At 64.1% G+C, this 26,860-nt stretch carries 28 protein-coding genes and 1 pseudogene; 10 read left to right on the top strand and 19 right to left on the bottom strand.

Features of this window, described 5'->3' with window-relative positions; all coding sequences use genetic code 11:
* Positions 1-236 precede the first annotated feature (236 nt).
* Positions 237-575, bottom strand: a complete 339-nt coding sequence (locus IVB36_RS22410; protein ID WP_007603238.1) for a phasin family protein — start codon at positions 573-575, stop codon at positions 237-239.
* 373 nt (positions 576-948) lie between these two features.
* Here IVB36_RS22410 and IVB36_RS22405 point away from each other — a divergent pair, with 373 nt between their 5' ends.
* Positions 949-2,796 (top strand): D-alanyl-D-alanine carboxypeptidase, encoded by a 1,848-nt coding sequence (locus IVB36_RS22405; RefSeq protein ID WP_026232897.1) that lies wholly within the window; start codon positions 949-951, stop codon positions 2,794-2,796.
* A gap of 224 nt (positions 2,797-3,020) precedes the next feature.
* On the opposite strand, the gene IVB36_RS22400 is transcribed toward IVB36_RS22405, so the two are convergent.
* The 4 genes from IVB36_RS22400 to IVB36_RS22385 all read right to left on the bottom strand — a co-directional run bounded on the left by IVB36_RS22400 (position 3,021) and on the right by IVB36_RS22385 (position 6,800).
* On the bottom strand, positions 3,021-3,746 hold the full coding sequence (locus tag IVB36_RS22400; protein WP_018455184.1) for a DnaJ domain-containing protein: 726 nt from the start codon (positions 3,744-3,746) through the stop codon (positions 3,021-3,023).
* Positions 3,747-3,799: 53 nt separating this feature from the next.
* A complete protein-coding gene (locus IVB36_RS22395; protein ID WP_018455185.1) occupies positions 3,800-4,549 on the bottom strand; it encodes a hypothetical protein in 750 nt (249 codons plus the stop codon).
* A gap of 121 nt (positions 4,550-4,670) precedes the next feature.
* The gene (locus tag IVB36_RS22390) at positions 4,671-5,531 is read right to left on the bottom strand and encodes an alpha/beta fold hydrolase (protein ID WP_007603233.1); all 861 of its coding nucleotides are present in this window, start codon (positions 5,529-5,531) and stop codon (positions 4,671-4,673) included.
* A gap of 345 nt (positions 5,532-5,876) precedes the next feature.
* Positions 5,877-6,800: a division plane positioning ATPase MipZ gene (locus IVB36_RS22385; RefSeq protein WP_018455186.1), complete on the bottom strand. Its 924-nt coding sequence runs from the start codon at positions 6,798-6,800 to the stop codon at positions 5,877-5,879.
* A 281-nt stretch (positions 6,801-7,081) separates the two neighbouring features.
* On the opposite strand from IVB36_RS22385, the gene panC reads away from it, so the two are divergent.
* The gene (gene panC / locus IVB36_RS22380; RefSeq protein ID WP_085395610.1) at positions 7,082-7,933 is read left to right on the top strand and encodes a pantoate--beta-alanine ligase; all 852 of its coding nucleotides are present in this window, start codon (positions 7,082-7,084) and stop codon (positions 7,931-7,933) included.
* On the opposite strand, the gene IVB36_RS22375 is transcribed toward panC, so the two are convergent.
* The 4 genes from IVB36_RS22375 to IVB36_RS22360 form a co-directional block, all read right to left on the bottom strand.
* Positions 7,930-8,370, bottom strand: a complete 441-nt coding sequence (locus IVB36_RS22375) for a DUF1489 domain-containing protein (RefSeq protein WP_085395609.1) — start codon at positions 8,368-8,370, stop codon at positions 7,930-7,932. The genes panC and IVB36_RS22375 overlap by 4 nt on opposite strands.
* A 42-nt stretch (positions 8,371-8,412) precedes the next feature.
* Positions 8,413-9,378 (bottom strand): hypothetical protein, encoded by a 966-nt coding sequence (locus IVB36_RS22370; RefSeq protein WP_247392987.1) that lies wholly within the window; start codon positions 9,376-9,378, stop codon positions 8,413-8,415.
* 159 nt (positions 9,379-9,537) lie between these two features.
* Complete coding sequence (locus tag IVB36_RS22365; RefSeq protein ID WP_007611353.1) at positions 9,538-9,741, bottom strand: hypothetical protein; 204 nt, start codon at positions 9,739-9,741, stop codon at positions 9,538-9,540.
* A gap of 327 nt (positions 9,742-10,068) precedes the next feature.
* Positions 10,069-10,731 (bottom strand): glutathione S-transferase family protein, encoded by a 663-nt coding sequence (locus IVB36_RS22360; protein WP_018455191.1) that lies wholly within the window; start codon positions 10,729-10,731, stop codon positions 10,069-10,071.
* A 124-nt stretch (positions 10,732-10,855) separates the two neighbouring features.
* On the opposite strand from IVB36_RS22360, the gene IVB36_RS22355 reads away from it, so the two are divergent.
* The 5 genes and pseudogenes from IVB36_RS22355 (at position 10,856) to IVB36_RS22340 (ending at position 15,363) form a co-directional block, all read left to right on the top strand.
* Positions 10,856-11,569 carry a DUF599 domain-containing protein gene (locus IVB36_RS22355; protein WP_018455192.1) on the top strand — a complete coding sequence of 238 codons (714 nt, stop codon included), beginning with the start codon at positions 10,856-10,858 and terminating at the stop codon, positions 11,567-11,569.
* Between the two features lie 1,111 nt (positions 11,570-12,680).
* Positions 12,681-14,243 (top strand): glycosyltransferase family 2 protein, encoded by a 1,563-nt coding sequence (locus IVB36_RS22350; protein WP_247392986.1) that lies wholly within the window; start codon positions 12,681-12,683, stop codon positions 14,241-14,243.
* A gap of 57 nt (positions 14,244-14,300) precedes the next feature.
* Positions 14,301-14,468: pseudogene (locus tag IVB36_RS40525) on the top strand (hypothetical protein); the annotation flags it as partial.
* A 36-nt stretch (positions 14,469-14,504) separates the two neighbouring features.
* Entirely contained in the window at positions 14,505-14,717 is a 213-nt protein-coding gene (locus tag IVB36_RS22345; protein WP_085395607.1) for a hypothetical protein, read from the top strand.
* 481 nt (positions 14,718-15,198) lie between these two features.
* Entirely contained in the window at positions 15,199-15,363 is a 165-nt protein-coding gene (locus tag IVB36_RS22340) for a hypothetical protein (protein ID WP_247336178.1), read from the top strand.
* Between the two features lie 541 nt (positions 15,364-15,904).
* On the opposite strand, the gene IVB36_RS22335 is transcribed toward IVB36_RS22340, so the two are convergent.
* The 4 genes from IVB36_RS22335 to mgtE all read right to left on the bottom strand — a co-directional run bounded on the left by IVB36_RS22335 (position 15,905) and on the right by mgtE (position 19,903).
* On the bottom strand, positions 15,905-16,888 hold the full coding sequence (locus tag IVB36_RS22335) for a hypothetical protein (protein WP_085384444.1): 984 nt from the start codon (positions 16,886-16,888) through the stop codon (positions 15,905-15,907).
* A 49-nt stretch (positions 16,889-16,937) separates the two neighbouring features.
* Positions 16,938-17,756: an aldo/keto reductase gene (locus IVB36_RS22330; protein WP_018455196.1), complete on the bottom strand. Its 819-nt coding sequence runs from the start codon at positions 17,754-17,756 to the stop codon at positions 16,938-16,940.
* Positions 17,757-17,941: 185 nt separating this feature from the next.
* Entirely contained in the window at positions 17,942-18,259 is a 318-nt protein-coding gene (locus tag IVB36_RS22325) for a helix-turn-helix domain-containing protein (RefSeq protein ID WP_085351361.1), read from the bottom strand.
* A 222-nt stretch (positions 18,260-18,481) separates the two neighbouring features.
* Positions 18,482-19,903, bottom strand: coding sequence for a magnesium transporter (gene mgtE / locus IVB36_RS22320; RefSeq protein WP_247392985.1), 1,422 nt, complete (start codon positions 19,901-19,903; stop codon positions 18,482-18,484).
* A 116-nt stretch (positions 19,904-20,019) separates the two neighbouring features.
* On the opposite strand from mgtE, the gene IVB36_RS22315 reads away from it, so the two are divergent.
* On the top strand, positions 20,020-20,793 hold the full coding sequence (locus IVB36_RS22315) for a polysaccharide deacetylase family protein (RefSeq protein WP_162496377.1): 774 nt from the start codon (positions 20,020-20,022) through the stop codon (positions 20,791-20,793).
* A gap of 190 nt (positions 20,794-20,983) precedes the next feature.
* Positions 20,984-22,303 carry a polysaccharide deacetylase family protein gene (locus IVB36_RS22310; protein ID WP_247392995.1) on the top strand — a complete coding sequence of 440 codons (1,320 nt, stop codon included), beginning with the start codon at positions 20,984-20,986 and terminating at the stop codon, positions 22,301-22,303.
* A gap of 3 nt (positions 22,304-22,306) precedes the next feature.
* Here the strand turns inward: IVB36_RS22310 and IVB36_RS22305 are convergent, their stop codons facing one another.
* Positions 22,307-22,681: a hypothetical protein gene (locus tag IVB36_RS22305; protein ID WP_018455201.1), complete on the bottom strand. Its 375-nt coding sequence runs from the start codon at positions 22,679-22,681 to the stop codon at positions 22,307-22,309.
* Between the two features lie 287 nt (positions 22,682-22,968).
* Between IVB36_RS22305 and IVB36_RS22300 the strand changes: the two genes are divergently transcribed.
* Positions 22,969-23,226 (top strand): hypothetical protein, encoded by a 258-nt coding sequence (locus tag IVB36_RS22300; protein ID WP_240543306.1) that lies wholly within the window; start codon positions 22,969-22,971, stop codon positions 23,224-23,226.
* Positions 23,227-23,247: 21 nt separating this feature from the next.
* On the opposite strand, the gene IVB36_RS22295 is transcribed toward IVB36_RS22300, so the two are convergent.
* From IVB36_RS22295 to IVB36_RS22275, 5 genes are all read right to left on the bottom strand, one after another.
* Positions 23,248-23,436, bottom strand: coding sequence for a hypothetical protein (locus tag IVB36_RS22295; RefSeq protein ID WP_018455203.1), 189 nt, complete (start codon positions 23,434-23,436; stop codon positions 23,248-23,250).
* Between the two features lie 10 nt (positions 23,437-23,446).
* On the bottom strand, positions 23,447-23,776 hold the full coding sequence (locus IVB36_RS22290) for a four-helix bundle copper-binding protein (RefSeq protein WP_007611368.1): 330 nt from the start codon (positions 23,774-23,776) through the stop codon (positions 23,447-23,449).
* 101 nt (positions 23,777-23,877) lie between these two features.
* Complete coding sequence (locus IVB36_RS22285) at positions 23,878-24,822, bottom strand: cation diffusion facilitator family transporter (RefSeq protein ID WP_018455204.1); 945 nt, start codon at positions 24,820-24,822, stop codon at positions 23,878-23,880.
* An 18-nt stretch (positions 24,823-24,840) separates the two neighbouring features.
* Entirely contained in the window at positions 24,841-25,746 is a 906-nt protein-coding gene (locus IVB36_RS22280) for an NAD(P)/FAD-dependent oxidoreductase (RefSeq protein WP_247336174.1), read from the bottom strand.
* A complete protein-coding gene (locus IVB36_RS22275) occupies positions 25,743-26,819 on the bottom strand; it encodes a flavodoxin family protein (RefSeq protein ID WP_018455206.1) in 1,077 nt (358 codons plus the stop codon). Before IVB36_RS22275 ends, IVB36_RS22280 begins: the two co-directional genes overlap by 4 nt.
* Positions 26,820-26,860 lie beyond the last annotated feature (41 nt).

Here is a 26,860-nt window from a genome sequence, read left to right as displayed (position 1 = left end):
GGATCCATACGGTGCAGGTGAACACCGGAGCGACCCGACCTCCCGCGTGCTGCAGTATTGCGCGAGCCGCACCGACAAGTTCTATCTGATGACGAAGGCAGATCAGACGTCTCGATGTTCAAGGAAACCGGCACGCTGTGGAAGCTGCGATGGCGCGCTGAGACCTACACTTCGAGACAAACAAAAAAAGCCCGGCTACTGCAGCCGGGCCTTTGATTCCAGGACGTCAGGAAACGTTAGCTGGCGGCCGGGGTGAACTTCGACACGATGGTCTCGACCGGCTTGAACGCCTGCTTGGCGAGGTCGCTGTAAAGGCCGGCGATCTTCTGCGATTCCGCGACGAAGGACTCGTAGGCGGAACGGGCGAATTCGGTCTGCGCTTCGACGGCCTTGTCCAGCGACTTCACGCCGGAAAGCTTCTCGACGAAGGACTTGGTGTCTTCGAACGACTTCTTGGTGTAGTCGCCATAAGCGCTGGCGATCGCCTGAAGGCCGTGCTGCATCGACGTCGCGGAGGCGACGTACTGCTCGAAGTGCTCTTTCCCGTAGCCCTGAAAGTCTTCAACCTTGAACATTCGGAATCCTTTTCCCTAGCCTGTCGGAAGCCCCGGCTCCCTGACTCTGCTCACGATTAGTGCAACGCACAAAAAAGTCAAGAATTTTGTGCGTCGCACAAAATTTGCCAAGATTCCCGGGGTTTCCCGCAATGGTTCCTTAAGCTTTTGGAAACCGCGGCCCCCTACCTTGATTCCCTGGACGTGTTCAACTTCCACAAGCGGCCAAAAGCCGTTGGAGAACATCACCTTAGCCAGAACAGCGGCTCAGGTCCAACGTCCCCCGCGGCGAACATCTGCGGAGGACAGCCTGAGCAGGTAATGATCCCGGGTCCCTTGGGCACAATTTCGCCTCACGAGCCGGTGATCAAGTCACAAACGGGGACGGGGTTTCATGCTTCGTAAAAACTTGTCTTCCTCGCGCTTGGCGCGGGTTGGCGTTTTTGGGCTTCTTGCGGTCACGAGTGCAGTCATCTTCACCACCGATGCTGCCGAGGCGCGGCGCCACCGGCGTCACTACGCGCAACACCGCGTGCAGCGCGATGTGTCCGAGAGTTCCAGCCCGAAATTCGCGTCGATCATCGTCGACGGCAACTCCGGCTCCGTGCTTCAGGCCACGAGTCCCGACGGGATCCGCCATCCGGCCTCGCTGACCAAGATCATGACGCTCTATCTGCTGTTCGAGCGCCTCGAGTCCGGGAAGATGAAGCTCGACACCGAGATGCCGGTGTCGCAGCACGCCGCCGATCAGGATCCCACCAAGCTGAACCTGCGTGCCGGCCAGACCATTCGCGTCGAGGACGCGATCAAAGGTCTCGTCACCCGCTCCGCCAACGACGCAGCCGTTGTGATCGCGGAAGCAATTGGCGGCGACGAGGACGACTTCGCCCAGATGATGACGCGCAAGGCGCGTTCGCTCGGCATGTCCAGGACGGTTTACCGGAACGCCAACGGTCTTCCCAACGACGAGCAGGTCACGACCGCGCGCGACCAGGCCACGCTCGGCCGCGCCATCCAGGAGCGCTTCCCGCGCTACTATCGCTATTTCGCGACCTCGACGTTCAACTGGCGCGGACAGTCGATCCGGAACCACAATCATCTGCTCGGGAATGTCGAGGGCGTGGACGGCATCAAGACCGGCTATACTCGCGCCTCCGGCTTCAATCTCGTGACCTCGATGCGCCGCGGCAACCGCCACCTGATCGGCGTGGTGCTGGGCGGCCGTAGCGGCGGCTCGCGCGACGCCATCATGCGTAACCTGCTCGCGGAGAACCTCGATAAGGCCGCGACCGCCCACACCGTCGCCGCGGTCACCGAACGCAACGGCTCCGACGCCGCTGCCGAAGTCGCCGATACATCGGACACCCCGGCCCGTTCCGCTCCGCAGGTCCAGGCGTCGGCTGCCCCTGCTCCCGAAGCAGCCCCGTCGCGTCTCGCCGCGCGCCTTTCGACGCTTGCGGCTGCGGCTGCCGCGGTGCCGTCGGCTCAGCCCAGATCTGAAGCCAATAGGCCTGAAGTTCGGCCGATAGAATCCAAGATCGAGCCTGCGCCGCTCACCAATGGCGTGATCTCGAGCCAGCCGCTCTCGATCATCCCCGGTTCGTCCGAACCGATGAAGCCGGTCCGGGTCAAGACCGTCCAGGTCAAGGCCGGCGCGGTGAAGGTCGCCTCCGCCGCCCCGGCTCAGATCGCACCGCAGGTCACGAGCACGATCGCATCCCGCTCCGAAGTCGCCGAAACCTCCGGTGCCGTCGTCGCCCGCGCAGACCTCATCAACAAGCCCGAGGCCAGCCAACCGGAAGCTCCGAGGGCCGAGATCACCCGTGCCGAGCTGCCGCGGCAGCCGGCGGGCTTCGGCACCGGCAACGGCACCCTCGGCGTCTTGCCGGCCGCCACCGCCGCCGCACCCGCCCCGGCTGCTGCGAAGCTCGCATCAGCCGACCCGGCGCTGCAGCCGATCCAGATGAGCGCCACCACGAAGCCGGTTGCTACCCACAGCGGCTGGATCGTTCAGGTCGGCGCGCTCGAGAGCGAGAACGAAGCCCAGCAGCGCATCGACGCGGCGCGCAGCTCGGCTCGCGGCCTGCTCAGCAAGGCCGATCCGTTCACCGAGCCGGTCGTCGCGAAAGATAATCGCAAGCTCTACCGCGCCCGCTTCGCCGGGCTCGACCGGGACCAGGCCGAAGCCGTCTGCCGCACCCTGAAGCGCGCCGAGATCTCCTGCATGACCGTCCGCAACTGAACTTTCGCACCGCTCCAATGAAAATGCCCGCGCCTTGCGCGGGCATTTTCATTTTCGGGATGCGGTGACCGACGAGGCTGTTCCACGACAACCTCTCGTCAAGGATTTACGGTTAAAACTTTACGCAAGGGATCGACCACGCCGACAATGGCGGGCATCGGGGCGACGGCAAACAGAGCAAGCAGAGCTCACGCGGGACGAGCGTTTGTAGCGTGGTGCCGGAGTTAGCCGTTATGCGTGCGAAGCAGAGTATCCTTGGCCTCGTTTACACGGGCAGCGAGATACGTCGAGCCCCCCTGGTCGGGATGCAGTTTCTTCATCAGGGACTTGTGAGCCCGGCTGATGTCGTCACGCCCCGCCCCCGGCTGCAGGCCAAGGATCTGATAGGCCTCCTCCGTCGTCATTTTACCGCTCGCCACCGTGCGGCGCTGCCCCCCTGCCGCGTCGCCCTGCGCGTTCTGACGCCAAGCGGGAAACCGGCGGTCCAGATAGCTTTCAAGTAGGGCCACGCTCTCGGCGTCGAACGCCGGGACCATTGCCAGCAGGGCCGCGAGATCAAACTCATCGAGATCGCGCCCGGCGTGAGGCCCGGCGACGATCTGGCCTCCGAGCTGGCCGGAATCGTGATCGAGCCGCATATCCAGGAATTGCGAGCGCACGCGCGAGGCCTGACCGGCCGGGCGCGTCGCGCCCCCGCCGAACAGCCCGCCGATATTGCCGAAGCCGGCGTTTGCCATCGGTGTCCAGCCCAAGAGCCCGGCGCCGAATATCCCGAGCGGGATCGCCACCACCAGTTCGCCCTTCAAGCCCGTGAACGCTGCGACAGCCAGCGCCACCACGCCGCCACCGAACCTGATCGCGCGTGCCAGCACGGCCGGATTGGCCGAACGGAACATCTGGAGCAGCAAATAAAGGGTGATAATGGCGATAGCGCCGGCGATCAGGGTCATGGCCGGAATATAGTCGGCCTACCGCCAAAAAGCATCGTGTCCTTGCGCCAGCGCTACTTCATCTGGCCGATCAGCCTGGCCGCGCCACTGGCGGTCTTCGCCAATTGCAACAGCGCCTCGCGTCCGCCGGCCGCGTAGGCGGCGGCTGCGCGCAACAGCTCGCGCAACTGCGCCGCCGCGCCCGGATCGAACCGGCACCAAGCGCCGCCGGTCAGGCGCGCGATCTCGCGAAAGGCCTTCTCGGCCACCGCGTCATGGCCTTCCTGAAAGACGAACACAGGCACTTTGAGCATGCCGAGCTCGCCTGCCTTGGCGCAGAGCTGGTCGACGTTCTCCTCCATGGCGTCGCCGACGAAGACGACGGCGCGCACGCCGGATGCGACGGCCTCGCGCCGCGCCTCGCTCAGCACCTTGCCGATCTGGGTGTCGCCGCCACGGCAATCGATCTTGCTCATCAGCGCCGCCAGCCTGGCGCTGTCGGAGATCCATCCCGTGGCGCGGCACTCGTCGAAGCCGCGATAGTAGACGAGCCGGATGTCGAGACTGCCGAGCGCGGCGGTCTCACGGAACATGTCGGCCTGAAGCGCGCAAGCCATGTCCCAGGTCGGCTGCCGGCTCATCGTCGCATCCAGCGCGAAGATCAGCCGCCCTTTTGCACCGGGCGCATGCGGTGACAGCGCGCGCGCGTTGGCGACGAAGGCGGCGATGTCCTCCGAGGTCGAGGTCCCCGCCTGCGGCACAGCGTCGCCTGGTTGCGCCGAGACGGCATCGCGGCCGCGCGGTTTGATGGGTTCGCCGGACATTTCCTTGACCCTTGCGTGAGCGGCTAATGTGGTCAGCACATGCAGCCCGGTCAATGCGCAAAGCCCCCGCAGGCGGCAGCCGGCGGAGGCTTTGAAATCGGTATCGACGACGAGGAAGGCGTCAGCTCTTGGCGGGCGCCATCAAAGCGACCGGCCCGGGCTCGAGAATCTTGGGTGGGGACGATTGCGTGTCGACCGGCGCCACTTCACTGTCGGTCGCGCTCAGGAACTTGTCGAGCATGCCCTGGATCGAGTTCTTGGCAGCATCCGGACCGGTGTCGCGCATGTCGTTGTGCTGGAATTCGGTCTTCACGACCTGGATGCCGGCCTTCTCGCATTCTTCGTCGGTCGGGATCACACCCGCATCGGCCTTGAACTGCGGATCGGTGGAGCGGAACGACAGGATCTTGAACTTCCCGGCGGTGACGAAGGGCACGCGAAGATTGTCGAGTGTGACGACCTTCTTGACCTCATCCGGATACTGCTTGGCGAAATACATCGTGATGTCGCCGCCCATGGAGTGGCCGACCATCGTCACCTTTTCGTAGTCGGCGTTGGGCTGAACCTTCTTCATCTCCTGCATGGCGAGATGGATGTTGGCGACGCCGCGCAGGATCTGCGGCAGCCGGCCGACATAGATCTCGCCCGGCTTGGTCACCATCGGTGGATCGGTCGGCAAATCATGCTGCGGGCTGACGACGAGGTAGCCGCGCGCGGCGAAAATGTTGGCGAGGAAGCCGTACTCGGTGTTCTTGACGGTGTTGCCGTGGTTGATCACGGCGACCGGCATCGTGATCATGCCGGCATTGGCCTGCATTTCCTTGTCACGACGGATCGCGATATCGACGGGCACCGCACGGTTGTCGCGCGAGGCATCGTAGAAGGTGATGGTCTCGTGCCTGATTGCCCACTTGCTCGCCGTGAAATAGGCGACGCCACAGAGGGCACTGACCGAAACCAGAACGGCAATTCCACGCTTCATTTTCGTCCTCAGCCTCAGGCTCTTGCGGCCTGAATCCCTGTTGAAAATCGTGTTCTTCCGGAGCTCTTCGGCCCCTGGTCGCCTATTCCCTAATATATGTCACAGCCGCGTGACAGGAAGGCCAAATATTGTGAACCGGCAGCCCTTTCATTGTGCGGCGCACACGTTTCTTGGGCATCTCGCTCTCACACGGCTACGTCAGGGTGCACGTCACCATCCGACGCAACCTGTCTCGATCGGGTTCCGTTTTGCAGTAAACACGGGGTGAAAACGGTTGAGCGCGGGCTCGGTTCCCCGGGGGAGACCGGCCTCTTGATCGACTGGAAGTAGCGATGTACCGCCGCCTCAAGCGCCGAGGATGTCGTGGACCTCGAGCGGCTTGTCGACCTGGTTGAACCACTCGGCGCGATTGGCCGCGCGGCGACGTCCGCGCTCGTCGAGCGGAAGCTTGAGCTGGCGGAGCAGGCTCGTCACCTCCTCCCGTGCGGTGAGATGGCCGAGATTTGGCCGCATGCCGAGCGTGGCCTCGTCGATCTCGTCCAGCGCGGTCAGACCGCGCGGGAAGAACTCGCGATAGACGACCCGTTCGGCGAAGCCGTCGACGTAGCGGAAGCCGAGCCGCAGCGACAAATCCTTCAACCCATCGGCAACGAGCTGCTTGTTGCGGGAGCCGAGCATCGACAGGCGGTTGCGCACCACGATCCAGTCGGTGGTCGCACCGTCGAGCTGGCGGCGCTTGCGCCTGACATCCCGCACCATCTCGGCGTAGTGGCTCTCGCCTGTCACCGCGTAATTGGCGGGATCGACAGTGCCGAGCACATCGAAATCGAGGAAGCTGTCATTGATCGGGGTCACCAGCGTGTCGGCCATCGAGTGCGCAAGCCGCATCAGGTAGCTGTCGGTGCCGGGCGTATCGATGACGATGAAGTCGAAGCTGCTCTCGACCGCCGAGACCGCCTCCATGAACTGAAGGAACTCCGAATTCTCGTTCTCGGCAACCTGCATCGTTTCGCCAAGCTTGATGCAGCGATGCAACGGCAGTTCGAGGTCGAGCTTGGTTCGGCGCGCCCAGGCGGAACGGTTGTTGATGTAGTGAGTAAAGCTCTGCTGACGGCAGTCGAGGTCGATGGTGGCGACGCGCTGGCCGGCTTTGAGAAGCGCGACTGCGATGTGCAGGGCGGTGGTCGACTTGCCGGAGCCGCCTTTCTCGTTGCCGAGCACGACCACATGCGCCGAGCCGGACTGGCCTTGGCTAGCTTGCACAAGCATCGCGATCCTCAACACCCCTAACGAATATCTTCGAGTTGGCCGCGTCTGCGGTCAAGTGAAATGCGTGACAGGCAAGACAAATCGCGGCGCGCTGACCTTCATCATGAATCGCGGCGCCGCTTCGCGTCTGTGATCCAGCCCACAATGCCGCGACGCTTGCGCGGCTTTGCGCGGGATGCTGTGCCGCATCCGGATGCATGGCGTCCATGGTCGCCGCTTGTTAAGGTTAGCCTGCCGGGCGCCGGAACGCGCCCGTCGATTCCCAATCCCGTCGAGTTCTGATGTCACGCAGCCCCTTGATCGCCCGCACGGTCCCCACCTTGCGACGCGCCGTCGACAATCTTCGCAAGCGAAAGGCGACGATCGCGCTGGTCCCGACCATGGGAGCGCTCCATGACGGCCATGTGTCGCTGGTGCGCCTGGCCAAGCGGCGCGCGAGCCGCGTCGTGGTGTCGATCTTCGTCAACCCGACCCAGTTCGCTCCGACCGAGGATTTTGGCGCCTATCCGCGAACCTGGAAGGCCGATCTCGCCAAGCTCGCCGCCGAGGACGTCGATATCGTCTGGCATCCCGGCGCCGAGGCCATGTACCCGGAGGGCTTTGCCACCCGCATCATGCCGGAGGGACCGGCGCTGGCTGGCCTCGAGGACCGCTTCCGCCCGCATTTCTTCGGCGGCGTCGCCACCGTCGTCGGCAAGCTGTTCACCCAGTGCCGGCCGGATGTCGCGATCTTCGGCGAGAAGGATTTTCAGCAGTTGCGGGTGGTGGCGCAGATGGCCCGCGACCTCGAGCTCGGCGTCAAGGTGATCGGCTCCCGCACCGTGCGCGAGCGCGACGGGCTCGCGATGTCCTCGCGCAACGTCTATTTGTCGCCACAGGAGCGGCAGACCGCGACCACGCTATACCGCGCCATGAAGGAGAGCGCCGGGCGCATTCGCGCCGGCGAAGCGGTCGCGCCCGCAATGGCGCGCGGTGCCGCGATGATCACGGCGGCCGGCTTTGAGCTCGACTATTTCGAAGTGCGCCATGCAGCGACCTTGGCACAGGTCAGCTCGCGCAACGACGGACCGCTGCGCATCCTGGTCGCGGCCAAGCTCGGCACCACCCGGTTGATCGACAATATCGCGGTTTAGAGCAGCCCGAGATCGCGCAGTTCGCGCCGCATCGGCTCCGGCATCGCCGCGATCGAGCCGGCGGCGGACTTGCCGAGATCGGGCGGCACCGAATCGTCGGCGAGATAGCGCCAGCCCTGGAACGGGCGCATCGGCCGCGGCGACACCGGAATCACCTTCGGCTGCATCACGATCCGGCAGCGCCCGATGCCGTCCTTGTCGCGGAACGGCTCGATGCCGATGATCTTTTCGCGCGCGGCGACCTCGCCCTTGATCACCCAATAGAGCGACCCGCCCGACAGGATCTCGGCGTCGCGCTTGGGCACCATGCGGGTGATGTGGATGTGATGTTGCGGCAGACCCTTCTTCTTGGCGGTCTGGATCCGTTCGGCGGTCCACTCCTTCAATTCCTTGACGGATTCGCAGCCGACGGCGAGCTTGATCAGATGTAGTGGCATGCCCCAGCATTAGCCGGACAGCCACGCATTTGGAATGCCGATCTACTCGTTATCCGCAGCCGGGGCAGCCGCGGCCGGCGGCGTGAGCGGAACCGGTGCTGCCGCCGGCGCCCGCGCAGCCTTCGGCGCAGGCGGCTTCTTCGCGGCGGGAGCTGCGGCCTGCGCCGAGGCCGCTGCGGGGGCGCGCGGAGCCGCCGCGTTTGCGGTGGGCGCCGCCTGACGCGTCGGCGGCTCGGGATTCATGATGCTGACCGGCGGCGTCGACGAGGCACTCGGGAACTCGGCATTGGTCGGCTTGCCCGTCGGCATCGACGGCGGCAGTCCCGCAAGTGCGGCAGTGGCCGGCAACGATTGCGCTGCTGCAGGCGCATTCCAGGTCGGGGCGTAGCGCGCGACCAGCGTGTCGTAGAGATGGGAATCCATGTTGGCGGCGACCTGCTGCTGGTCGGTCAGCGAGCGGAAGGCCGCACAGTCGAACTGCGTGCAGCCGTCGCGCACGACCAGTACCTGCGCGACCAAGCCATAGCGATCACGCTCCAGCGATTTGCGCAGCACCTTGATGTCGGGCGTCAGGCTCTTCTCGGCGGTCGCGGCATCGCCGAGCGCCGTCAGACGGTCGATCCTGGCCGCGGTCGTGGAGACGGCCGCAGCGGCCACGTCCGGCGCGCCGAACAGCGCCTTCTCGCAGCCCATGGCCACGGCATCGCCGGCGAGATCGTCGAGACAGGACAACGCCGGCAGGCTCGCGGTCATCGCCGCCTGTGCGCGCGCCTCGGTCGGCGTGGTCTGCCCCGCCGGTCCATCGACGCGCACAACAGCAGCCAGCGCGATGGCAATGGCGAGCAGCGCAAGGACGGTCAGCGCGCCGTTGGCGACCGATCGTTCGGCGCGCAGCAGCGTGACCAGGAGGATCACCCCGAAGAAGCCGGCAGCCACCAGCATCATCCACATTGGAAAGGCCGGCGAGCGCCAAATTTGGTCGAGCGACGAGGCCCATGCCCAGTTCATGCGCGACGTCCCCTCACGCGAGCAGAGAGCGAATGGTCAAAGCGAGTACCGAGAGTCGGCAACTGCCCCCGGCCCACCTTTTGAAGGTGAAGCGGGCCTTTTGACGGCGGCAGAATACAAATTCCCGGGGACGCGCCAATGCGCGGATAGCGTCGGCCTTCAGGACAGCGCGAGCTGGCTTTCCTTGGCGACACGTTCGAAGGCTTCGGTCGAGCTCTTGATCCGGTACTGACAGTCGTCACCATCGGTCGGCAGGAGGCGGATGACCTCATACGAACCGCTGGCAGCGGGGCGTGCGACATTGCTGGCGGTGAACAATACGCGCGCGCCAATAGGGAATTTGTGCTTCAACACCCTCTCCATCACTCAAACAACGCCTGCCACGCCCATGGTCCCACTGCGTCGGCCGGCCGGAAACCCGGCCGCTGTATAGCATGCGACGAGCGTTTTTGGCCAGCAGTATGCGACATGGCAAACGTGCGAATTTTGCAGTTATTTCAGAGTGATGCCGTCAGCCGACGATACCGCTGGAACCGGTTCTTCCGGGGGTATGGGGCAAACGGCCGTCGGGGCTGGCGTGATCCACCATCTTGGGCGGTTCCTGGGCCGTGAGGTCCCTCTCCCTGCCGACCATCCTAGCATGGAGCGCCGCCGGCTTGCTCGACGTCGAGCGAGGCCGATCACCGCAGATTACACGTTCTCGAACTTTTCGATGACAAGCGTTTCGGCGAGCGCGTCCCGGGTCCATTCCTGGAACGCCGGAAGCGCCAGCATCGTGTCCATGTAGGCCTTGGTCTCCGGCGTGACCTCAATCGCGTAGGTGCGAAAGCGGTGCACGACCGGGGCATACATCGCATCCGCTGCGCCGAAGCGCCCGAACAGGAACGGTCCATTGGCGCCATACCGGGCCCGACATTCGCGCCAGATCTCCTGCACGCGCGCGATATTGGCCTCGGCGTCCGCCGACAGCGTCACGGGGCGCACCGGACGGTGCAGGTTCATGCCGCATTCGTTGCGAAGGGCCATGAAGCCGGAATGCATCTCGGCGCACACCGAACGGGCATGGGCGCGCGCGGCGGCCTCGTCCGGCCACAGCTTCACTTCCGGATAGCGCTCGGCGATGTATTCGATGATGCTGAGCGAATCCCACACCGTGATGTCGCCATCGACCAGCACCGGCACCTTGCCGGCGCGGCTGAACGAGATGATCTGCTCCTTGTCCGCGGGATTGTCGGTGTAGAGCGGGATGAGGGTCTCCACGAACGGAATGTCGTTGGCGCGGAGCGCGAGCCAGGGCCGCATCGACCATGACGAGTAATTCTTGTTGCCGATTGCGAGTTTCAGCGCAGCCATGTCATCAGTCCTTCTCGATACGCCTTGAAGCGAGCCGCTTTTAACGCCATCGCCTGCCGCCAATCAATCGTTGCTGCACCTCGCCATGCGTGGCAAGCGTTGCGATCCTCTCCGGGAGACTGACATGAGCAGGCATTGGGTCGACATCACAGCCGTCGGCTTCTTCATCATCGAATGGCTGGTCTACGCCCTGACGCTGGAGCAATCGGCCTATGGCCGCGACAGCCTGTCGGCGCGCATGAACCGCTACCGCGAGGTGTGGGTGCGCCGGCTACTCGACCGCGACGCGCGCATGGTCGACATGCAGATCATGGCCTCGTTGCAGAACGGCACCGCCTTCTTCGCCTCCACCAGCCTGATCGCGCTCGGCGGCGCGCTGGCGCTGCTGCACGCGACCAACGACGCGATCACGATCTTGAGCAAGCTGCCGATCGATCTCAGTACCTCGCCGGCGATGTGGGAGCTGAAATGCGTCGGCCTCGTCCTGATCTGCGTCTATGCCTTCTTCAAATTCGCCTGGTCGTACCGCCTGTTCAACTATGTCGCGATCCTGTTCGGCGGCATGCCGGCAGCCGCGCAGCGTGACACGCCGGAGGCCGAAGCTCATGTGATCCGCACCTCGCGCCTGTTCGAATCCGCCGGCCGCCATTTCAACCGCGGCCAGCGCGCCTTCTTCTTCGCACTCGGCTATCTCGGCTGGTTCGTCAGCCCCTGGGTGTTGTTCGTGACCACGGCAACCGTGGTGATCGTGACTTGGCGGCGGCAGTTCGCCTCGAGCGCGTGGGAAGCGATGGCGCCGGAGGTGGTGAATGGCGAGGAGACGCGGCGCGGTCCCTGACGCGCTCGTGTTGCGGCTCTGCAGTGCACCGCTGAGTAGCGGTGCGTCCACAAGAGCGAATGTGGCGCACCCTCTCTCCACATCGTCATTGCGAGCGCAGCGAAGCAATCCAGAATCCCCCCGCGGCGGCAGACTGGATTGCTTCGCTGCGCTCGCAATGACGGAGCATGAGGCGGCAGCGCCACTTTTCCAGCTCGCATCTTGAATTGCGACTATAGCTTCGCACCTTCGCGGCGCATTTTGCCCGAGTCTGGCCACTTCACCCTCTTGTCCCAAGAGGCACAGGGAAGTCTGCGGTCATAGTCCTAAGCCGGCGTCTCGATCTGCTATGTGCAGCGATTGCCGCATGGAACTCCCTAAAGTCGCTTTGATCTATCTCAATTCTCTTACAGACGCGGGCATCAACTTGAGAGAGTCGCGTCATCGCTCCGCCGCGCCGGCCGGGCGGTTGGGCGCTTCCAGGGAGCTCGATATGATCAAGTCGCTCGGAATTGCCACATTCGCCTTCTGCTTCGCAGTATCGGCTCAGGCGATGACACCTGCCCCGATTGCACAGCCCGAAAGCCTCGTTACGGAAGTTGCTGCTGCCTGCGGCGTCGGTAGGACACGTATCAACGGCGTGTGCGTAGCACGGACGACGGTCCGTCATACCCGTCGGGCGGTCCGCAGATGTGTGAGAGGAACAACGTGCTGATTGCTTGTCCTTCAGGACAATACCGCAAAGTGGTCTCGCCATGATTAAAATAGAAGAGTACCGACCCCAACGGTACATCAACGGCCCCCGGCCTCAGCCCTCCAGACTGAGGCCGTCTTGCGCCTGAAAGGTTGGCCGGACCGGTCACCTTGTCGGATTTATCGACCCGGCAACAGCATGAAACCGCAATGCTGATGCCAGCAGGCCAACAAAATCAAAACTCGAGAGCACGCTTCCATCGTCAATTGGCCAAGCCGATGCTGGAGGTGAATAGCGCAGACACACAAAGCAAATGTTTACGCAATTTACCACTCGACCATCAACGCGATGGTCTTCATTTTCCCATCTGATAATTGCCTTGCGCGCCTTGTTTGGTCGGATGCTCGGAATGGTCCTTTCGCAGCGGAGGTGGCCGGCATGTCCGAAATGGTAGAAGTGCTCGCCGGAACGAGTTTGTTTCTGCTCGCCTTCTCGCTGCTGATATTCGACATACCCCGCTACACCTTATCGCTGGTGTCTCTTGCTCTGTTCAGCTCGAAGCGGCGAAGCGCCAGTGGGACGGTTTGCGAGGTGACGGTAAGCGTGATTATCCCGACCTTCAACGGCGGCTCCGGGCTTGCTCCTTCGATCAGCTCGCTGCGCCGGCAAACCCTGCGACCTGTCGAAATCATCGTCGTCGACGACGGCTCCACCGACCAAACACGCGCGGTCGCGGAGCGGGCGAGAGCGCAGGGGCTAGTTGATATGGTCATCTGCCATGGGACCCGCTGCGGCCGCAGCGCTGCCATCAACGCTGCAGCACGGTTTGCCCGCGGCGATCTTCTTCTGACCGTAGATGCCGACACTGTCTTCGAACCGAACGCGGTTGAGCGCCTCGCGGCTGCGTTCGGCGATCCGCTCGTCGCCGGCGCAAGTTGCAACATCGCGATCAGCAATGAGCGCGATTCGATATGGACAGGACTTCAAAGCGTCGAATACCTGATGTCGATCACTGCGGGGCGGTCGATCCTCGACGTGGTGGATGCGATCGCGTGTCTGTCCGGCGCCTGTTCCATGTATCGGCGGGATATCTTCACGCAGCAAGGCGGGCTCGACGTCGGCCCTGGCGAAGATATGGAGTACACGTTACGGCTCCGCAGGCTCGGCTATGTCATTCGGTTCGTGTCCGACGCCTGGGCGGAAACAGCCGGCCCCGCAAGCGGCATCAGTCTGTTGCGCCAGCGCGCGCGCTGGGATCGCGATGCTCTGCGCATCCGTTTCATGATGTATGGCGAGCTGAGTTTTCGCCATCCGCTAGAGCGTTTACCGGACACGATCCAAAGGCTGGACTTCATCGTCTTCGATCTCGTTCCGACGCTCAGCCTGCCGTTCTACTTGGCCTACATTGTGCTGTTGTTCGGCCCGGATGCCGTGTTGTTTCTCTCGGCGATCTACCTGCTGCTGCTCTGGATCTCGGTATTCAATATGGCACTTGTGTTCGCCCTATTCCAACGATCCGTCGGAAACTTTGGCTGGAAGATGGCGCTGATCTTTCCCTTGTACCAGGGCGTCTATCTGAAGTGCGCGCGGTTTTTTCCTACTCTTCGGAAATCATCTTTGCCTCGTCGCGGAACGATGATTTCGTGCCACCGCGCGTTCGCCGTGCACTATTCGGAGATCGGACAAAAGAGGTGGCCAAATGACGGTGGCCCTGACGCGACTCGATCCGCATATTCCCGATCCTATCGAGAGCCGTCGGCGCGCGGCCGGACGGACCGTCCGCGCCGCCTATGCGACAATCGTATTCGGCATACTCGCATTCTTTGTCGTCTATTTCGGGAGGCCAATTCTCTATCTCGGCGGCCCGGGCAGCGTGTCCTCGCCAAGATATTTGGTTTCACTGCCCTACATCGTGCAGATCAACAGCATCACCGTGGTGAGAGGTGGATCGGTCAAGGCCGGCGAAGAAATCGGAAGGGTGCGGTCTCCGCAGCACGATGAAATCGTCGCTACTTATTGTCAATGCGGTAATTCAGGCTCGCGGCCGATGAGGTTGCGATAAGTTGGACAGCTTCCTCAGCAAGCTGCAGATGTGAGCGCGCCGCGTCGAGAGATTCGCGGGCGGGCACTCCGATCGCACAAATTCTCGACCCCACCGATGTCTTCGTCGACTGGTACGTTCCCAACGAACGCCTGTCCGACCCGAAAGTCGGCAACGAAGTCTTTGTCCTGTTCGGCAACCGGCGAATTCTGGGCGAGATCGTGGAAATTCTGCCGGTGTCAGACGTGTACCCCGGAGCGGGCTCATCGGCGGCGCGCGAGCGTACCGCCTCGCAAATCGCGCGAATTCAGTTCAGCCCAGGCGCGCATCCCCCGGCGCTGAACTCGGCCGTCGACGTTCACATGCACTACACACAACTCAGCGCGCGGATCGCTTCCATGCTGGTGAAACTATTCGGGCTCGACGAGCTGTGAGAGGAAGCGAGGTGCAGCATGCAGATCGAAGGGACTCAAACGAATTGCCCGGCTTGCGGCTCATCCGCTCTGATCTTGTTTCCGGTATTCCACCACATGATCTGCGCCTATGTTGGTCCGGAGTATGACTTCGCACCAAACACCGCGGGATATACGTGCCCGAAGTGCTGCCGCGACATTGTGTCGGCCGACCCAGCTTGCGAGATCGTGGGCACTAGCGCGCGGTGCACAAGGTGTTGGGTCGAGATGGTGGTGTCCCCAGCGTGTGCTCCGGCTGGCTTGTAAGGATTAGCGGCGATCTCGGCTTATCCGTCGCTCAAGTGCGACTGCGGCGAGCAGAGTTGGACAGAGAACAAGCAGAGGGCAGCTTCAGCGGCCAGGTAGAGCTGCCTTGGTCGGTAGCACGATGCCCGACGGTAACTACGATAGTTTCGACGGTCTCGCCTGTCTCCACAGGGCGAGTGAGGTTTGAGATAAATGGTTGCAACTCAACAGCGCATCGGTCAACAATGCCGCGCGAGTTGACGAAGGCGGAATTTTCACCACTTTTCCCAAGCGCGCCCGCGCTCCCACACACGGCGTTCTGGACCCAACGCGGTTGGCCGACATTGTGGCGATGGTCGCCGAGCAGGCACAAACTGCATAGACACCCGGTCGTAGCGGAGGCATCATAGCACCCGGTTGGCGTGTATCGGAGGACACCATGATCAGCTTGATCCGCGTTTTCGATATCGCCGTACTCACGTTGGGCATGTTCAACGTCTTGCTGGTGGCATTGATTATCTTTGCATTTTGATGCTCCCGCCGACGCGGCAATCGCCGTGCACGCGCGGCGGCTGCGCTTCAATTTCGCCGCCCGACTCAGGCTGAGGTTGTATTCGCTGCCGGCGTCTCGTCTGTGGCGGTTTGACAGGCGGCGCCGTGACGAAGCTTTGCAGCGCCGCTCGTCGGCACGAAGCTTTGGGCTCACAGAGAGCAATCCGCCCTGCCCTTGGCCTCTCGCACCCGAACGCTGCCGCGTCCACCGCAAGCCGGCTCGCGAACATGACGACCACAAGATCGCCCCTCAAGGATGAGCCGGGATGGCCAACACATACGCCGTGTCCGAATTTCGGTAAAGTGGAATATATTTGCGAAGATGGATTGACAGCAGAGCGACAAAGCAAGGCCGTAGCCCAAGCGAGAGTTTAGCCGCCGAAATCCCGCGGGCTGAACGGCAGGTCCATCACCTTCCATTCCCCGTATTTGTCGGCCGGCAACATCTTGTAGGGCTGGCAGGCCTGAAGCGCGCTCATGGCGGACTTCACGAGCGCGACGCCCTTTGCGGACGGCGGGGCTTCGATCAGGATCGGCTCGCGCGCCAGCGTGCCGTCGGTCGCGAGCACGGTGCGCAGCTTGATGTTGACGTTGTCGGTCGGCGCGACCCCAGCCGGCAGCTTGGCGCAGCTTCGCAAATGACGACGCAGCTCGGCGATGATTTCGACCGGCAGCTTCGCCGCGATTGAATCCTTGGCATCGCCGCCATCGTCTTTGGGGGCGTCTTTCGGCAGCTCCGTCGGCAATTCCGGCGGCAGGCCCAGCATGACGCCGTATTTGACAGTGACGTCGGGCTCCGGCGCCTGATAGGACGGCGGCGGCGCGGCCTCCGGGTGCTGCATCGCTTGTGGCAGTAGCTGTGGCGCCGGGGGCTGCGGCGTCGCCTGAGGCGGCGGCGACTGCGATGGCTGAGGCTGTGGCTGTGGAGGCTGCGGTTGCGGCTGCGCATTTGCCTCGCGCTGCTGCGGCGTCTGTGAAGGCTGTGGCTGCGGCTGTTTCTGCTGCGGCGGTTCAGGCGAGGCCTGCTGCTTCGAGGACTGTGCCGCAGCCTGCTGCTTCGCCTCGGGCTTCGGCGCGGCCGCCGCCTTGTCCTTATCGTTCAAATCGAACTTCGGCAGTTTCAGGTCAGGGGTCGGCTCCGGCGGCTTCGCCTTGAGTTTTTCCCCGGTCTTCTCCTCGGCTTTGGCCTCCTCCTGCTTCACCTGCTCCGGCGTCACGATGCTGACGGAAACCGATTCGGGCGGGCTGGCGTGAAACGGATGGACTTCGCTGATCACGATGATCAGCGCGACCAGCGTCAGATGGGCGATCGCCGACGCTGCAATGTCCGTCCGTATGATCTTCCGCAGTTCCATCGCCTGACTTCAGGTTGCCAAGCTGGTCCTAGCATACGGCAGGCCCCTCTCAATCCCATTTTGGCGCGAAGGCGAAATCGGTCAGGCGGCCCCTGGGACTGGCCAGCGCGGCGATCTGGGCCATCTCGTCGTCCGAAAGCTCGAAATCGAAGATCTCGATGTTTTCCGACAGGCGTTCGACGCGCGAGGTGCGCGGGATCGCAGCGACATTCTGTTGCACCAGCCAGCGCAGGCAGACCTGCGCCGGCGTCTTGTGATGCAGACGCCCGATCTCGGCGAGCGTCCGGTCGGTCTTGATCCGCCCCTTGGCGATCGGGCTGTAGGCGACCAGCGCGAGCCCGTGCTGATCGCAGGCCGCCCTCACCTTCGCCTGGTCGAGATAAGGGTGGTATTCGACCTGGTTGCAGGCCAGCGGCTCCGGCGACAACGCCACCGCCTGCTCGATCAGCGCCACGGTGAAATTGGAAACGCCGATGTGGCGGGTCAGGCCCATGCGCTTGGCATGCGACAGCGCGCCCAGCGTCTCCTCCAGCGGCACGTGCGAATTGGGCCAGTGCAGCAGCAGGAGATCGACGGAGGGAAGTCGCATGCGCGCCAGGCTCTCCTTGACCGAGCGCTCGAGATCGTGGGGCGCGAAATGATTGGTCCAGACCTTGGTCGTCAGGAAGATGTCGTCGCGGCGCACGCCGGAGGCGCGCAAGCCGTCGCCGACCTCGCGCTCATTCTCGTAGACCTGTGCGGTATCGATGTGGCGATAGCCGAGCCGCAGCGCCTGCTCGACCACACGGGTGCACATGCGCCCGCTCAGCTCCCAGGTCCCCAGCCCGATCGCCGGTATCCTTGCGCCATTGGTCTCGACGAACAGCATGAGGAATCCTCTCTGTCGCGGTCGCCCCAAATCATGATCCAGGCGTCATTATGAACCCGGCTGGCAACACTGCCAACGGGCGACACCGGCCGCCGGGTCGGATCTTGCGCGCAATGCTAACGGGAGGTTCGTGCCAGGCCTTGACGTCAGGCCTTGACGTCAGGCCTTGAGGTCAGGCCTCGAGCTCAGGCTTTGGCAAGCGCCTGGAATACGGTGTCAGGCGCATGCGCGATCACAGCGAGCAGCGCGCGGGCGGGTCCCCGCGGGGCCCGCTTGCCCTGCTCCCAATTGCGGATGGTCTCGACGGGAACGCCGAGCTTGGCCGCGAACTCCATCTGGGTCAGGCAGGCACGGCGGCGCAAATCGCGCACGGCGAGCGAGCTGGTGTCGGGCGGCGCTGCGTTAGGTACGGGCTGGATTGGAAACGGCTGGACCGGAAACTCCCGCCCATCCCGCAACTCGACAATCCGTCCGTCCGCCTTCAACCGCACACGCATGCTCATTCCCCCAAGCAAGGCGATGATGCGGCAGCTCGCTTAAGTTCGGATTAAAGATGATGGCTGCGTATACGGTCTCGTGCCCCGGACGCAGCGCAGCGCTTCTTCAGCGGTGCGCTGCAGAGCCGGGGCCCATGTCGCTGCAATACTGTGCCGCTTCTGGGTCCCGGTTGCGCAGCAACGCCAAGGGCGTTGCAGCGCGCCGGGGAGACGAGAGTGCGTGTAGCCCTACCTCAACCCGAACCACAACGTCGCGATGCCGAGGAAGGAGAAGAAGCCGACGACGTCAGTGACCGTTGTCACGAACGTGCCGGAGGCCACGGCCGGATCGGCCCTGACACGTTCGAGCGCCATCGGGATCAGGATGCCTCCGAGTGCGCCGGCGAAGAGGTTCACGATGATGGCGAGCCCGATGACCAGGCCGAGGCCCGGGATCCTGAACCAGGCCACCGCAGCGACGCCCGTGATCACGGCAAAGGCGAGACCGTTGACGAGGCCGACCAGGCCCTCGCGCACCACCACGCGCCAGGCATTGGAGGAGCCGAGCTCGCGCGTCGCCAGCGCCCGCACCGCGACCGTCATGGTCTGGGTCGCGGCATTGCCGCCCTGGCTTGCGACGATCGGCGCCAGCACGGCGAGCGCCACCATCTTCTCGAGCTGCCCCTCGAACAGGCCGAGCACGGACGACGCCAGAAAGGCGGTGGCGAGATTGACCAGCAGCCAGTTGAACCGCGCGCGTGCAATGGTGAACACGGTGTCGGACAGCTCTTCGTCGCTGTTGACGCCGCCGAGCGCCTTGAGGTCCTCGTCCGCCTCTTCCTCGATGACGTCGACGACGTCGTCGACGGTGATGACGCCGACGAGGCGGTCCTGGGTGTCGAGCACCGGGGCTGCGACGAGATTGTACTTGCCGAACATGCGCGCCACCTCCTCCTGGTCCTCCAGGACGCAGACGCGGCGGCGATCCTCGTCGGTCAGTTCGGCAAGCGCCACCGGGCGGCGGGCGCGCAGCAGCACGTCGAGCGAGACCGCGCCCTGCCAGTGCTGCTCCTTGTCGACGACGTAGATCTCGTAGAAGCGGTCTGGCAGATCCGGCGTCTCGCGCATGTAGTCGATCGCCTGCCCCACGGTGAAATCCTGCGGCACGGCGATGAACTCGGTCTGCATCCGGCGGCCGGCGGAGTTCTCCGGATAAAGCAGGCTGCGCTCGAGCACGACGCGCTCCTTGAGCGGCAGCTTCTCGAGGATCTCCTCCTGATCGGCCTGATCGAGCGTTTCCAGCAGCTCGACCGCGTCATCGGATTCGAGCTCGCGCACACCTTCCGCGACCGTCTGCGGCGGCAGTTCCTCGAGGATCTCCTCGCGCACGCCCTCGTCGAGCTCGTTCAGCGCGGAGAAGTCGAAATCGCGCCCCGTCAGCTCAACCAGGCGGACCCGATCGTCGGGCTCGAGAGCCCCAATGAGATCGCCGAGATCGGCCTCGTGCAGCTCGGCAACGCAGGCGCGCAGCGCGGCGCTGTCGCCGGCCTCGATCGCATGGGTAATTTCCGCGACGAATTCGTGACGAATTTCGCCGTCTTCATTGCGCATCGGCACGTGGTCGAGTACCGATTCCGCGGCAGATGCGGCACCGTCCAGATGTTCATCCATGGCGCGCCTCGCCGTTCGACAGGTTGGAACGAGTGGTCTGAGCTGACGGTTCAGGCAATACCCACAAGGCAACTCTGAGCGCAATGACAAAGATGCTTCGACTGAGGTGGACCTCGATGTCGGCAGGCGCAGCCCTCGCCGCCCTCACCGGCATCGCCTCGAGTGAAGCCGCCGAGTGCCCGCGCAAGGACGCGCTCGGCACCTCCCGCATTCTGAGCGTCGACGCCAAGACCGCGCCGCGCGTGGGCCTGAAGAGCTTTCCGCAGACGCTGGAGCTTGCCGATCACGAGGTCGTGCTGACCTTCGACGACGGGCCGCATCCGCCGACGACGTCGAAGGTATTGGTGGCACTGGCGCAGGAATGCGTGCGCGCGACCTTCTTCCTGATCGGCCTGCACGCCTCCGAACACCCTGACATGGTCAAGCGCATCGCGCGCGAGGGCCACAGCATCGGTCACCACACCTTCTCGCACCCGTTCATGGCGCGCATTCCGTTCGACAAAGCGAAGAGCGAAATCGACCGCGGCATCGCGGCCGTCGAGCTGGCTCTGCACGGCACCTCGACAACGACGCCCGCGACCCCGTTCTTCCGCTTCCCCTATTTCGAGGCGACGCCAGCCGAGCTTGACCTGCTCCAGTCCCGCGGCATCGTGGTGTTCGGGGCCGACCTGTGGGCCAGCGACTGGAACGAGATGACGCCGGAGCAGGAAATGAAGCTCGTCACCGAGCGGCTCGCCGCCGCCGGCAAGGGTATCATCCTGTTCCACGATCCCAAGGCGCGTACGGCTGCGATCATGCCGGCCTTCCTGCGGTATCTGAGGGAGAACCGCTATCGGGTGGTTCACGTCGTGCCGGCGGGTGCATCACAGAAGAGTGCCGACGCGCATTGATGCCGGAATGTCACGCCGGTGCAAAATGGGGTGATTTGGGCCCTATTAACAGTCCGTTCATGCTACGCCATGCAAGTATCAAGGGGACTTGTCGCGGCAGGGTTCTGGGTCGGGGTTCTTGCGCCTGAACCGTTTGCTGATGTCTCCGACCTACTATGGCGGCAATCGCGTAAGAGGGCAGACCGGGTTCATGATCGGAAGTAGCGTTGTTGCTCGGACGCGATCGTGGATCGTCCTTTGCCTTGGCAGCTTTCTTGGCGGATTCCTTGGTGTCCTGACCATCGGCTCGCCGGCCATTGCGGCCGACTGCCCCGGCCATCCGGACGCGCTCGGGACCTCCCGCACGCTCGTGGTCGATCCGCACGAGCATCCCCGCATCGGCACCATGCAGTACCGCGAGACGCTGCCGCTGAAGGACCATGAAGTCGTCCTGACCTTCGACGACGGTCCGTTGCCGAAATATTCCAACCAGGTGCTGCAGATCCTCGCCGACGAGTGCATCAAGGCGACCTTCTTCATCATTGGCGAACAGGCCAAGGCGAACCCGGAAGGCGTGCGCAAGCTGGTCGCAGCGGGCCATACCGTCGGCACCCACAGCATGACGCATCCGCTCACAATGGACCGGATGCCGCTCGACAAGGCCGAGGCGCAGATCAATGGCGGCATCGAGTGGACATCGGCCGCAATGACCGATCCGTCCAAGCTCGCGCCGTTCTTCCGCATTCCCGGCCTGATGCGCGCCGACGGCGTCGAGAACGTTCTGATCTCGCGCGGCATCCAGGTCTGGAGCGCCGATTTCCCGGCGGACGACTGGCGCCATGTGTCGCCCGATCGCGTCTATCAGCTCGCAATCCAGCGGCTTGAGGCCAAGGGCAAGGGCATCCTGCTGCTGCACGACATCCAGGCCCGCACGGTGGCGGCGCTGCCGAAGATCATCCGCGACCTCAAGGCGCGCGGCTATCGCATCGTGCACGTGGTGCCCGCGACCGCCGAGCAGCTGGCGACGCCGACAACGCCGGTGGAATGGCTGCTGCATCCGCCGACCGAGACCACACCGATCGCGCGCTGGCCGGCCGTGCCGAACTTCGTGTTCGCGCAGACCAAGACGCTTCCGGCACCCTCGCTGGCCGACCTCAACGCACAGGCCGCGCACCAACCGCTGCTGCCGCGCAAGACCATGGCGCTCGCCAATGTCGCGGCCACCCTGCCCGCGCCTGGCCGCGATCTCTTTGCGATCCCGGAAGGCTCGGTCGAGGTGCTGCTGTCGACGACCTTGTCGCGGCGCGCCGCGACGCGCCTGGCAATGGCGGCCGAGACGCCTCCTGCGGCCAAGGTCAAAGCCGGCAAGTGGCACGCTCGCCGCACCGCGCGCGCTGCTCATGGCACACCGAACCACGCCGCAGAGACCGAGGGCACTGCAGCCAAGAGCACTGCCCCCAAGAGCGCCGCGCCCAAGAGCACAGCGCCGCGCCCGACCCGTGTGGCAAGCCTGAAGAAGCGCGCGCAGTAGAGCTTACTGTCGCATGATGTTGGCGACGCAGAGCAATACGATCAGCGCCAGGAAGAACAGGTCCATATAGGACTTGACCTCGCCGTCGCGCCGCAGCCGGGCGACGTCAACCACGACCTGCTTGCGCACACTCGTTCCGCCAGTGCCGTCATTGAGCGGAGCCTGAAGGCGCTTGGTCTCGGCTTCCAGCTTCTCGATCTTCTGGTAAAAGTAGAACGCCCGCAGCGTCGAAGCTGCGCGCATGCCGGTATAGACCAGCACCAGGATCGCGATAATCGCCCGGTTCTGGTACTTCTCCATGAAATTCAGGCTGAAATAGACCATCGCCATGAATGCGAAGTTGGTCACGAAGCGATAGACGAAGCTTAAAAAGACCATGCGGGCTTAAGCCTTGAAGGGTGGCGCAACCGACCGTGTTGCAAATGCGGGGATCAGGAGCCCAGACCGGAACAGCCGGCCTGAATGCCATGCAGCCCCGTCTACGCCAACTTTGTTTCAACAAAGATACTATTGCCCCGGCGATGCCGCCTTTTAGCCACGCCCGGCCATAATGCAAGCCGGAGCCCCGGCCGTCGAGCCGTCCGCGCGCCTGTTGGCTGCAACGGCTCCTTGGAGATTTGGCGGAAGTCCCGATAGACTGGGGTCGCCACATGTGGGGTCTGCCGATGCCGAAGAAGGGAATCACCGGCCACGACGACTGGGTTCTGACCGAGGCGCTGGCGACTGCGCTGGTCGCGCTGGAGCAGCTCGACACCAAGCACCAGCCGAGCGCGCATATGGACGACATCCGCAAGATGCTCGCGAACGGCAAGGAGCCGGCGGCGGTGACCCTGCATCTCGCCCAGGCCAAATGCCGGCTTTTTCCCGACCTCGATCCGCTGGAGATCTACCGGGAATACGGCATCGGCGAGGAATATGGCTGAGGGCGCCGTTGACGGCCGGACCTAAGGCCCGCCGGCGACCGATCCGGCGATCACCATGACCAGCGCGGCCAAGTCGATCTTGCCGTTGACGATCAGCTCCTCCGAGGCTTTCGCGTCGTGCGCCCGTTCGACCTTCAGCGATTGCGGCCGGTTCGCCGCCTGCCGCTTCAGCTCCTCGACGATGGCTTCCGTGAGTTTCTCTTCCAGCATGGGCTTGTCCTCAGGCCGCCATCGCACGGCAGGATTGCGCGCAGGAGCGGCACATGGCGACGCACTCGTCCATGCCGCCGACCCGTTCGCAATCCTCGGCGCATTCGCTGCAAATTTCGGCGCATTCGCCGCATGTGTGCCGGTGATGCGGCGTATTGATCAGCATGAAATGCGCCGCCGTCCGGCACATTTCGGCGCACGCCATCATCAGGCGGAAATGCTTGGGCTCGACGTGCTTGCCGCCGGTCTCGAGGCAATGGTTCATCGCGGTGCCGAGGCAGGTCTGATAGCAGCTCATGCAGAGCGCGATGCAGCGCGTCATGTCTTCGGATTGAGCCATCCGGTGTCTCCATTGCTCGCCCCCTGCACCGGTCAACCAGGGGGATGTTGTGATCGTTCCTGCCGTCGTGCCGATTGTGACGTCCAGGGAACCTCGCAAAGCTAGCCGTAACGCCTGGCGCGCACCGCCCGGTAGCGAGCATCGGTCTGCGGCTTGATGAACAAGGCGGCCACGCTTGGATGGCGTTTGCGTATCTCGGTCTCGATCGAAACGACGCATCGCTCGATATCGTCGGCGCGCTTGTCGTCCGCAAATTCGATGCTGAGGGCCGCAACGATTTCGGCCGGCGACAGCTGCACCGTCAGCAGGCCGTTGGCCCTGAGCACGCCGGGCGACCGCCTTGCGATGTCGAGGACCGATCGCGCAAGTTCCGGATCGGCGGGCTCGCCGATCAGCAGGCTCTTGCTCTCGCGCGCGAGACCGATCGACACGATCGCCAGCAATATCCCGATCATGATCGAACCGATCCCGTCCCAGACCGGCTGGCGCAGCCATACGGCCGCGGCAGTGGCCGCCGCGGCAATGGCGATGCCGACCAGCGCCGCGCTGTCCTCGAGCAGCACCATGAATGCCGGAGGATCCTTGCTGCGAACGAAAGCCTGGTAATACCCGAACCGCTGGCCGTCGGAGCTGAAGCGCCGCAGGGCAACCAGCCAGGAACCGCCTTCAAACAGGAACGACAGCCCGAGCACCACGAAGCTGACGATCGGACTTTCGATCGGCTCGGGTGCGGCGACATGCAGAATGCCCTGATACAGCGAGACACCGGCGCCCAGGGCGAAGATCAGCAGCGCAACGATGAAGCTCCAGAAATACAGCTCGCGCCCATAGCCGAGCGGATGGGATTCGTCGGGCGAGCGGCTCGCGCGCCGGTAGCCGTAGAGCAGCAGGATCTCATTGGTCGTATCGACGAGCGAATGCACCGCTTCGCTCGTCATGGCCGAACTTCCCGTCCACGCGGCGGCGCCGATCTTCGTGACCGCGACCAGGACATTGCCGAAGAGCGCCGCATAGACCGCGGTCTTCGAGGATGATTCTGTTGCCAATGTCCGATACCCCGTTCCTCATGCCAGCCGCCGCGGCAGGCTGTTGTGGATCGTGCAGGCGGCGAGCGCGGCGTGGCCGAACGCGACCGATATCTGGTGCAGGTCGGTGACGACGTCGCCGATGCCGTAGAGCCCGTCGACCGAGCTGCGCTGATGGTCGTCGACTTTCAGATGGCCGTCTGCGGTGTGTTCGGCCCCAAGCGTCATCGCGAGATGCGAGCGCACTTCCGCACCCATCACCGGGTAAACCATCTCGAATTGCGCCGTCCGGCCATCGGCGAAGACGGCTTCAACGCCGTCGTCTCGCCGCCTCAGGCGCAGGCCGGGCGCGACGACGATCTCGACACCGGCTTCATTGAGCTCCGCTGCCGCGGGCTTCCCGTCATCCTCGCCCGTTGCCAGCAGCGTCACGTCGCGCGAGTAGCCGCGCATGAAGAGCGCCTTGCCGGCGGCGCGGTGAAGCGGACCGACGATGCCGATGCGACGGTCGATCGCCTCGAAGGCGTCGCAAACGGGACAGTAGCGCAACAGCCCGTCCGCGACGGCCGCGCGCCATTCGTCGAACGGCGGATGGGCGTCGACGATGCCGCAGGCAAGGATGACGGTGGCGGCCGTATGCGCGCCGCCGTTCCAGATCGCCTGAAAACCGTGATCGTGTCGTCGCAAGCTGGTGACCTCGGCATCAACGCGCGTGACCGCGAGCTCGCCCAGTTGCGCGGACATGCGCGCGAGCAGGTCAGTGCCGGAGAGGCCGTGGACGAAGCCCGGCACATTGTGACTGCGCGGGATCAGCGCCGCCCGGCTCGCGCCTGCGTCCACGACACAGACGCGGCGCCGAAATCGCGCGAGGTAGATCGCAGCCATCAGCCCGGCCGGGCCGCCGCCGACGATCAGGCAATCATACGGCTGATCATTCGCCATCATTTGGGGTTTGGATCCGACAGGCCCGCACCGGGCTCGCGAAGCTGTCCGCTCCGCGCCAGGCGGACCGCGTTGCCGAGTGCGCGCGCGACGTTCTGCACCTCCGTCTGGAATGCCCTGTCGTCATCGAGGTCGCGGTGCGAGGTGGCGTATGGCTCCATGTAGCCGACATAGCCATCGAGCTCGGCGAAGCGGCCCGCCGAGATCAACTGCATATCGGTCAACCAATCCGACAAGGCCCGGCGCACGCCCTCGGCACCGACCGCATCGCCGTGAACGACGAGGCCGAAATGACGGCCGGCGAGATGGCGCGGATAAGGCCAGCCCTTCAGCTCCAGCGCCTTCGCCTCGGCCGCCTTCTTGCCGTGGGTCGAGGTCGGATCGGGATTGCCGCCGTCGGCGCAGACCATGCGGTCCATCATCGCCTTCAGTCCGGCGGGTACGTGATACCAGTTCACCGGCGTCACGATCAGGATGCCGTGGGCCGCGACCCACAGCGGATAGATATCGTTCATCCAGTCGTCGGTCTGCCCCAGCGAATAGTTTGGATAGCAGCTGCACGGCCAGTGGCAGAGCGGCATCGCGGTTCCGACGCAGGATTTGCAGGGATGGATCGTCTTGCCGAACTCCGAGGCCAGGCGCGACAGGTCCAGGATGTCGACGGCAAACCCAAGCTCGGCAAAGACCGGCTCGGCGAGTTCGACCAGACGCCAGGTCTTGGACATCTCGCCGGGACAGGTGTGCTCGCTGCGGGCCGAGCCGTTGATGATGAGGATGCGCGGCGTCTCGTCCGCATCGTCATGGCGTCGCTGCGCCGCCAGGATCTTCGCGCGCGCATCGAGCCAGTCGATGGCGATGTCGTAATCGGGATCGGAGAATCCCGCGCCCGCCTTTCGCGTCAGCGGGGCCTTGCGTGAATCGCTGTAGGCGTCCCAGGCCGCGCCGACGATGGCGTCGAGCTCGCGCTGGAGCGGTGCAAAGGCGGGATCGACGAACCGGCTCCTGTAGCGGCGCTCGAAGGCCTCGCGCGAGAGCTTGACGGGCGGCATCCCCTTGCGAATGTCGGCTTCCGTCATGCTGGCTCCTCGCGAGGTCGGTACAGTTCGACCAACCCGGG

It is taken from the genome of Bradyrhizobium sp. 35, assembly GCF_023073215.1.
Lineage (GTDB): Bacteria > Pseudomonadota > Alphaproteobacteria > Rhizobiales > Xanthobacteraceae > Bradyrhizobium > Bradyrhizobium canariense_D.
Note: the sequence above shows the minus strand (reverse complement) of the source record. Positions and strands in the feature narration are given on the sequence as shown.

What these genes read in the sequence shown, in the direction of transcription:
- IVB36_RS22280 (WP_247336174.1), bottom strand. Translation starts at nt 25,746, where the DNA reads ATGATGGCGAATGATCAGCCGTATGATTGCCTGATCGTCGGCGGCGGC.
- IVB36_RS22370 (WP_247392987.1), bottom strand. Translation starts at nt 9,378, where the DNA reads ATGAACTGGGCATGGGCCTCGTCGCTCGACCAAATTTGGCGCTCGCCG.
- IVB36_RS22395 (WP_018455185.1), bottom strand. Translation starts at nt 4,549, where the DNA reads ATGTCCGGCGAACCCATCAAACCGCGCGGCCGCGATGCCGTCTCGGCG.
- IVB36_RS22325 (WP_085351361.1), bottom strand. Translation starts at nt 18,259, where the DNA reads ATGAGCATGCGTGTGCGGTTGAAGGCGGACGGACGGATTGTCGAGTTG.
- IVB36_RS22405 (WP_026232897.1), top strand. Translation starts at nt 949, where the DNA reads ATGCTTCGTAAAAACTTGTCTTCCTCGCGCTTGGCGCGGGTTGGCGTT.
- IVB36_RS22330 (WP_018455196.1), bottom strand. Translation starts at nt 17,756, where the DNA reads ATGCTGTTCGTCGAGACCAATGGCGCAAGGATACCGGCGATCGGGCTG.
- panC (WP_085395610.1), top strand. Translation starts at nt 7,082, where the DNA reads ATGTCACGCAGCCCCTTGATCGCCCGCACGGTCCCCACCTTGCGACGC.
- IVB36_RS22365 (WP_007611353.1), bottom strand. Translation starts at nt 9,741, where the DNA reads ATGGAGAGGGTGTTGAAGCACAAATTCCCTATTGGCGCGCGCGTATTG.
- IVB36_RS22350 (WP_247392986.1), top strand. Translation starts at nt 12,681, where the DNA reads ATGTCCGAAATGGTAGAAGTGCTCGCCGGAACGAGTTTGTTTCTGCTC.
- IVB36_RS22305 (WP_018455201.1), bottom strand. Translation starts at nt 22,681, where the DNA reads ATGGTCTTTTTAAGCTTCGTCTATCGCTTCGTGACCAACTTCGCATTC.
- IVB36_RS22375 (WP_085395609.1), bottom strand. Translation starts at nt 8,370, where the DNA reads ATGCCACTACATCTGATCAAGCTCGCCGTCGGCTGCGAATCCGTCAAG.
- IVB36_RS22390 (WP_007603233.1), bottom strand. Translation starts at nt 5,531, where the DNA reads ATGAAGCGTGGAATTGCCGTTCTGGTTTCGGTCAGTGCCCTCTGTGGC.
- IVB36_RS22295 (WP_018455203.1), bottom strand. Translation starts at nt 23,436, where the DNA reads ATGCTGGAAGAGAAACTCACGGAAGCCATCGTCGAGGAGCTGAAGCGG.
- IVB36_RS22275 (WP_018455206.1), bottom strand. Translation starts at nt 26,819, where the DNA reads ATGACGGAAGCCGACATTCGCAAGGGGATGCCGCCCGTCAAGCTCTCG.
- IVB36_RS22300 (WP_240543306.1), top strand. Translation starts at nt 22,969, where the DNA reads ATGCCGAAGAAGGGAATCACCGGCCACGACGACTGGGTTCTGACCGAG.
- IVB36_RS22400 (WP_018455184.1), bottom strand. Translation starts at nt 3,746, where the DNA reads ATGACCCTGATCGCCGGCGCTATCGCCATTATCACCCTTTATTTGCTG.
- IVB36_RS22315 (WP_162496377.1), top strand. Translation starts at nt 20,020, where the DNA reads ATGTCGGCAGGCGCAGCCCTCGCCGCCCTCACCGGCATCGCCTCGAGT.
- IVB36_RS22355 (WP_018455192.1), top strand. Translation starts at nt 10,856, where the DNA reads ATGAGCAGGCATTGGGTCGACATCACAGCCGTCGGCTTCTTCATCATC.
- IVB36_RS22360 (WP_018455191.1), bottom strand. Translation starts at nt 10,731, where the DNA reads ATGGCTGCGCTGAAACTCGCAATCGGCAACAAGAATTACTCGTCATGG.
- IVB36_RS22410 (WP_007603238.1), bottom strand. Translation starts at nt 575, where the DNA reads ATGTTCAAGGTTGAAGACTTTCAGGGCTACGGGAAAGAGCACTTCGAG.
- IVB36_RS22310 (WP_247392995.1), top strand. Translation starts at nt 20,984, where the DNA reads ATGATCGGAAGTAGCGTTGTTGCTCGGACGCGATCGTGGATCGTCCTT.
- IVB36_RS22385 (WP_018455186.1), bottom strand. Translation starts at nt 6,800, where the DNA reads ATGCTTGTGCAAGCTAGCCAAGGCCAGTCCGGCTCGGCGCATGTGGTC.
- IVB36_RS22335 (WP_085384444.1), bottom strand. Translation starts at nt 16,888, where the DNA reads ATGGAACTGCGGAAGATCATACGGACGGACATTGCAGCGTCGGCGATC.
- IVB36_RS22290 (WP_007611368.1), bottom strand. Translation starts at nt 23,776, where the DNA reads ATGGCTCAATCCGAAGACATGACGCGCTGCATCGCGCTCTGCATGAGC.
- mgtE (WP_247392985.1), bottom strand. Translation starts at nt 19,903, where the DNA reads ATGGATGAACATCTGGACGGTGCCGCATCTGCCGCGGAATCGGTACTC.